Origin of the sequence: Nostoc flagelliforme FACHB-838 (genome assembly GCF_014698065.1) — a bacterium.
Classification (GTDB): Bacteria; Cyanobacteriota; Cyanobacteriia; order Cyanobacteriales; family Nostocaceae; genus Nostoc; species Nostoc flagelliforme_B.
The window spans coordinates 1-2655 of record NZ_JACJSI010000601.1; the positions used below are offsets into that span (position 1 = coordinate 1).

Annotated in this window: 1 protein-coding gene and 1 pseudogene; one reads left to right on the forward strand and one right to left on the reverse strand. The window is 43.0% G+C overall.

Translation table 11 applies throughout. From position 1 onward, the window contains the following. The coding region (locus H6G97_RS49470; RefSeq protein WP_190947571.1) for a hypothetical protein at nucleotides 1–284 on the reverse strand (284 nt) is incomplete at its 3' end. Between the two features lie 827 nt (nucleotides 285–1111). Between H6G97_RS49470 and H6G97_RS49475 the strand changes: the two are divergent. Continuing rightward, nucleotides 1112–2655: pseudogene (locus H6G97_RS49475) on the forward strand (hypothetical protein); the annotation flags it as partial.

Here is a 2655-nt window from a genome sequence, read left to right on the forward strand (position 1 = left end):
CGTCCAAATGACTGCTTACAGTAGATTTCGGCAGTCTCTCCAATCAACCACTTAGAGCCAGATAGATCAGAGCGTTCGCCTTGAAGATATTCGACTACCGCACCGTTGCCTAAACTTTCGTAGTCGTTAGAGTCCGTTTCAATGACTTGTTTAAAGTAGGAGGGAATAAGTATCTCTCCTTGGGTCAAATGTAGTTTAGAATACCCGTTACCACAATCCCAAGAAGCAGGGGTCAACGATGGGGCTAGAATCCCAATAGTGGGACAAGATGCCAAATCTACCATCTGATTGAAGTCCTTAAATTTGTTTCAATTTTTCGTAAAACCTTTGTGGTGAAAAAGCTTTGGATATCTGCGGTTACTGTTCTATCCGGATTACGGGGTCTGTTATCCGCTTCCATCTGCGGTTGTTTTCGCCACTTGTGGGTTTATATCTTACACTTCTCAACTTAGCATATAATATGAGAAGTTAGTAACATATGAGAAAATGAGAAGTGTAAAAATATCAGCAAAAGGATATATCTTGAGAAGGGAGAACATGACCGAAGATGACGTGAGAACAGAGAAGATAAACTTCACTTGTGAGACAGAAACGAAGCAGTACTTAAGATTGTGGGCAGCAAAGGAGGGTAGAACACTTAGCAATCTTGTCGAGAGGATTATTCTTGATGCGATAGAGAGAGATAAGCAGTCTGGGGGCGATAAGTAATGATTGACCTTCTTTCCCTTCCTCCATTGCCACTATCTGACCACAAGCTTCTACCAGAATGCCTAGCTGTTTACTTTGTTTTAGATAGTAATCGCATCTTATATGTAGAGCAGGACGCAGTACAATCATCAAGAAAATGTTTAAAAACTGGCTAAAAAACAAAAATTCCCAAGCAGATTGAATGCTTGGGTACAAAAAAAAAGGAGTAGCTCTTGCTGCTTCGGGTGCGCTCTGTTAGATGATGAGGCGAACACCAAGAACGATTTACGGTCGTTCACGAGTAGTCAACAAAAACTACAACCAGATTATTTCGATAATTGTTCACCTTCTAACCTAACAGAACGCGACGACAACGGCAAAGAACTACTCCAGAAACACACAAAAAATACATGGAGTAGTACAAATGAATACACTAGAAATGCAAAGTGCGCCCGGACTGTTAGATCATGGCGCAACGCCGAATATTTCTGAGCCGCTTAAAATAGCACAATCTGCCCCAATTAAGCAAGAGTTAGCAGCACACAGTACCAAAACTGCCAGTGTAGAAAATAAACGCCTGTTCGGTACACCACAAAAAACTAATGCCTCAAGAACTCAACAGGCATTTGAAAAATTCGACATCCGAAATTTTCAAGACCAGCTAGAACCGTCCAAAGCTAAAGATAAGTTTATTTGTCCAGTTTGTGGCGGTAATGACTTATCTATTGTCCCAGAAACCGGGAAGTATCGATGCTTTAACGGCTGTGAATGCAAACACGTCAGAGAGGCGATTAAACCTTGGGCTGAAGTGGTGGCAGAAAGGGCAGGGGCTAATTACATTCCATCCCTAAACCGAAATGCTGCAAAGCCCAAGAAAATCTTGCCCAAAAGTGCGCCAATTCCAGATGGTGAATTAGGTTTGGTGATGTTGACCTCTACTGTAACAGATATTCCCCAACCGAAAAAATTAACGAGTAGACCACCAAAAGATGTTGAGGGCAATGCCACCGAAACAATTTATCCTTACTCAGAATCGCAATGGGTGGTTCGCTACCAGTGGCCAGATGCCAATAAGGAGAAAGGTTACAGCAAGACCTTTCGGCAATGGCATAGGCGACTTGATGGCACACCCCAAATGAAAAAAGGCGATTTGCCTTGGGGAGCATATCGCATTGATGAAGCTTTAGCCGCAGCTAAATCAGTAAATGGAACTCCGGCACTACTTCAGCATGAAGGCGAGGGATGCGTAGAAGTTGGTCGCTCACATGGTCTTGCTGGAATTACGTTTCAGGGCAGTGGATGGGATAAAAAGACTATCACGCCTGAATATCAACGCGCAATTGAAGCAGGCATAGGATTAATCGTTTTTCTGCATGACCCCGATGACACTGGTTTGAAAAAACTCCAGACGTGTTCTGAATGTGCTGCCGAAGTAGGAATTGCATTTATTGGAATTAGCCCCAATAGCATCTGCCCCGATTTACCATATAAATCGAGCGACATTAAAGAAATTTTGGGGCAAATGGAAACACCAGAATTTATCCGCAGGTTAGAGCAGGAGATTCACGCAGCTGTAGCAGAGCGAAAGCAAGCAGAGCGATCGCTTGAGTTGGCAGAATCCGAAACTCTTGAAAAAGAAGTTACGGATTTATCTAATTTCAGTATAGATATTGACCCAGCAGACCCGGAGGCATTCTACAAATCCGTCTGCCAATCCATGAATTTACCCTACTCTAACTGCGTAACGGCGGGTACTTTTGATGGCTGGGCTTACCGAAAAATCTTTCCTCAAACTGAATGGATGGTACTGAATTCATCCTTTTACAAGTGGTCACAAGAGAATAACCAATGGCAACACCAAGATGATAATAAAGCTTACAAGCTCCTCGCTGACGCTGGAGAATCCGCTTACAAGCTCTCTTACACAAAGACATTTGGCTGGAGAATAACCAAGCCTTACGAAACTAA